Origin of the sequence: Nonomuraea sp. NPDC050153 (genome assembly GCF_044460125.1) — a bacterium.
GTDB lineage: Bacteria > Actinomycetota > Actinomycetes > Streptosporangiales > Streptosporangiaceae > Nonomuraea.
This window is the reverse complement of the sequence record NZ_JBITJQ010000083.1, coordinates 1-3,989: the sequence shown is the minus strand read 5'-3', so window position 1 is coordinate 3,989 and position 3,989 is coordinate 1. Positions and strand designations below refer to the sequence as shown.

The following is a 3,989-nucleotide window of genomic DNA, read 5'->3' as shown; positions in this document are numbered from 1 at the left end:
GCCAGGAGTGGCACAGCCGACCGGGAAACCGGCGGAAGAAAGGCCCTGGGCCCTACCGTCGAGCATCATTCACCTCGCCTGCTCCCGACCCGACTACTTTGATGTGTTCGATCTGCCGTTGCCGGGCTGACACTGCCGCTGGCGCGACGCGTGCACGACGGTGCCGGTAACCCCCTCACCTGCTGAACAGGCAGGCGATGTCGCGGAACAGCCGGTCGTGGGCGGCAGCCGCCTCCTGGGAGGTCAGGTCCATGTTCTGGATGAAGCCGTGCATCAGGCCGGGTTCTTGCCGGTGCGTCACGCGTACGCCCGCCTGTGTCAGGCGGTGAGCGTAGGCGTCGCCCTCGTCGCGCAGTGCGTCGTGCTCGGCAGTCACGATCAGGGTGTCGGGCATGCCGTGCAGGTCTGGTGCCAGCAGCGGGCTGGGACGGGTGGCGGGATCCGGTGCCCATTGCGTGATGGCCCAGGCGAGGAAGTCGGCGTCCAGCGCGTACCCGATGCCCTTGTCGACGACGCTGGGTTGCGAGAGCGTCAGGTCGGTGTTGGGACAGATGAGGATCTGTATGGCGGGCAGGGAGTCGCCCGCGTCGCGGAGCCACAGGCAGGCCATGGTCGCCAGATAGCCGCCCGCGCTGTCGCCGGCCACCGCCGCCGGGCGCGACCAGCGCAGGACCGCGGCCACATCCGCGATGGCCGCCGGACAGGGATGCTCAGGGGCGCGCCGGTAGTCGACGGCCAGCACCTCGACGTCACAGGCGTCGGCGATGCGCCGGCAGGTGCGGTCGTGGGTGTCCAGGTCCCCCATGAGGAACGCGCCGCCATGGACGAACACCATGAGCGGACGCGCCTGCCGGCGGGGCCGGTAGTGGCGGAGCGGGAGCCCGTCGGGCCCGTGAAGGTCCTCCACGTGTGCCAAGGCGGGGCCCCGGGGACCCGCGGCGGCGCGCCCACGGGCCTTTGCCCGCAGGTCGGGTATGTCGACCATTGAATGTTTCGCCTCCTGGTGGGGGTCGGAGTCGTGCCGTTCACGGGCCGGATGGCCGCTGGTCACTGGCAGAGACGCTAGAGACGAGCGCGGCGGAAGGAATGAGTAAAGTGACTCACGAGCTGTCATAGGTACATGAGGGACGCGCGATGTTGCAGGGGCGGGCGGAGGAGATCCGGGTCATCGAGGCTCTCCTGGCCGAGGCGAGATCCGGCGGCAGCGGAGTTCTGGTGATCAAGGCTGCGCCCGGCATGGGCAAGTCGGCGCTCCTCGACCACGCCGCACAGGCGGCCGGCGGGGCTCACGTGCTGCGTGTGGCAGGCGTGCAGATGGAGGCCGAACTGCCGTTCGCCGCCCTGCACCTGCTGCTGCGGCCCGTGCTGGACCGGCTCGACACGCTTCCCGGCCCGCAGGCTGCGGCGTTGCGCGGGGCGTTCGGGCTGGCGGAGGTCACGGAGACCGACAGGTTCCTGGTCGGTCTGGCGGCACTGACCCTGCTGTCGGAACTGGCCGGAGAACGCCCGCTGCTGTGCCTCATCGACGACGCCCAGTGGCTGGACCACGCCTCGGCCTCCGCACTGCTGTTCGCGGCGCGGCGGCTGCGGTCCGAAGGGATCGCCCTCGTGGTCGCCGCCCGCGATGACCACGACGCCTTCCCCACGGCCGGCCTGCACGAGCTGCGCCTGCACGGGCTGGTCCGCGAGGAGGCCGAGCGGCTGCTCGACGACCGGCTCCCGGCACACCTGCGAGAGCGCGTGCTCAAGGAGGCCGACGGCAACCCGCTGGCTCTCATCGAGCTGTCCAGGGCGGCGTGCGAGAGCGAACTGGAATTCGGCGGACCGCTCCCGCTCACGAAGCGGCTCCGGGAGGCCTTCGCCGGACGGGTCCACCGGCTGCCGGAACCCACCAGGACGATGCTCGCGGTGGCCGCCGCCGAGGACACCGGCGATCTGGGGATCGTGCTGGCTGCGGCCGGCACGCTCGGCATCCCCGCCGACGCGCTGGAGCCCGCCGAACTGGCCGGGCTCGTCAGGGTCACCAGCGGTCTCGTACGCTTCCACCATCCACTGCTGCGCTCGGCCGCCTACCAAGGGCCGCCCTCCTCGCAGCGCCGCGCGATCCACCGGGCGCTGGCCGGGTCCGTGAGCACCGACCGGCGAGGCTGGCACCTGGCCGTGGCGGCGACCGGGCCCGACGAGCAGATCGCCGACGCCCTGGAACGTTCGGCCGAACGAGCCCGAGCCCGCAGCGGCTACGCGGCCATGGCCGCGGCCTACGAGCGCGCCGCACAGCTCAGCGCCGACCAGGAGCACCAGGCCAGGCGGCTTGCCGCGGCGGCGGGAGCGGCCAGCGAAGCGGGCCAGCCCAGCCGGGCCGCGGAGCTGAGCACGAGCGCCGAACAGCTCACCGACGACCCGCTGACCCTGGCCCGGCTCGCCGAGGTCAGAGCGGCGGCGGCGTTCGACGAGGGCTCACCGCAGCAAGCGGCCCGCATCCTCATCCAAGGGGCCGCCCGCATCGCCGAGATCGCCCCCCAGCCGGCCGCCCGCATGCTCGTGTCCGCCTCGCACAACGCCTGGTTCGCGGGCGCCACCGAGCTGAGCGCAGAGGCGGCACGGCAGCTCGACCGGGTCGCCCTTCCGCCGGGAAATGACCTCGCCGGCGTCACCAGCGGGCTCGCCCTCGTCCTCGGCGGCGATCTCGAGACCGGATACCCGCTGGTGAGCGACTACCTCCGGCAAGCGTCGCCATCCAGCATCGAGGAACAGCTGACCACCGCCCACCCCGTCTTCGTCGCCGGACGCCTCGACCATGCCCTCGACCTGTCTACCTCTCTGGCCGCCCGATGCCGCGCCGAGGGCCGCATCCGGCTGCTGCCCTTCGTCCTTGACCAGCTCGCCTACAGCCAGCTGCTGACCGGGCGCCACCGCGACGCGCGTGACAACGCCGCGGACGGGCTCCAGATCGCCCTGGACACCGGCCAGGCGCACCACGCCACCGGACTGCGGGGCATCCTCGCCTGGCTGGCCGCCGTCGAAGGCGACGAGGAGCGCTGCCGCGCCGTGGCCGAGGACGGCGTCAGGTTCGCGCTCACGCACAGCGGCCGGGCCGTGGGCCTGCTCGCGACGTGGGCGCTGGCCATGCTGGATCTGACCCAGGGGCGTGATCAGGCCGCGCTCGACCGCCTCCAGGCGCGCCGCCGCGGCTCATCGCACTTCTCCACCAGGATCGTCGCCGACGAGGTCGAGGCCGCGGTACGGCTCGGCCTGCCGGAACGGGTGCTGGAGCCGCTGGCGCTCTTCCAGCGCTGGACGGAGCTGTCGGGCGAAGCATGGGCGGGCGCCCTGGCCGCACGCTGCCACGCGCTGATCCACGACTCGGAAGAGCACTTCACCCGGGCACTGGACCTGCACAAGCTGGCGGACCAGCCGTACGAGCAGGCCAGAACGCGCCTGGCCTACGGTGAGTGGCTACGCCGCCGTCGCCGCAAGGCCGAAGCGCGCCCACACCTACGCCACGCCCAGGAGGCGTTCGAACGCCTGGACGCCAGACCCTGGGCAGATCGAGCGGCCGGCGAACTGCGCGCCGCCGGCGAGGCGACGCTCACCCGCCGCCGCGCCGCCCCCGGCGCCCAGCTGACCGCCCAGGAACTACAGGTTCTCCGGCTGGCCGCGACTGGAGCCACCAACCGCGACATCGCCGCCCACCTGATCCTCAGTCCGCGCACCGTCGGGCAGCACCTCTACAAGGCCTTCCCCAAGCTGGGCATCTCCTCCCGGACGGAGCTGGCCCGGCTGGATCTCGACCAGCTCTAGCATTTCGGAGGGCCAGGCGCCGCATCCGGGCATGCCAAGGTCGGCTACGCCCGCGCGCCCGCCGACGTCTTCTCCGCTCAAGATCGCTGACTACTAAGTGGTGCCGCCTGGAAGTCTCTCCGGGGTTGACGGACCGAGACTGATCATGCCTCAGCGTCAGGAGTCGATGCTGGTGACGTAGAGATCGC

At 72.1% G+C, this 3,989-nt stretch carries 2 protein-coding genes; one reads left to right on the top strand and one right to left on the bottom strand.

Annotation, left to right across the window (positions count from 1 at the left end; genetic code table 11):
- Positions 1-175: 175 nt before the first annotated feature.
- Positions 176-907: an alpha/beta hydrolase gene (locus tag ACIBQ1_RS61745; RefSeq protein ID WP_397292866.1), complete on the bottom strand. Its 732-nt coding sequence runs from the start codon at positions 905-907 to the stop codon at positions 176-178.
- A 227-nt stretch (positions 908-1,134) separates the two neighbouring features.
- On the opposite strand from ACIBQ1_RS61745, the gene ACIBQ1_RS61740 reads away from it, so the two are divergent.
- Complete coding sequence (locus ACIBQ1_RS61740) at positions 1,135-3,801, top strand: AAA family ATPase (RefSeq protein WP_397292865.1); 2,667 nt, start codon at positions 1,135-1,137, stop codon at positions 3,799-3,801.
- Positions 3,802-3,989: the final 188 nt, after the last annotated feature.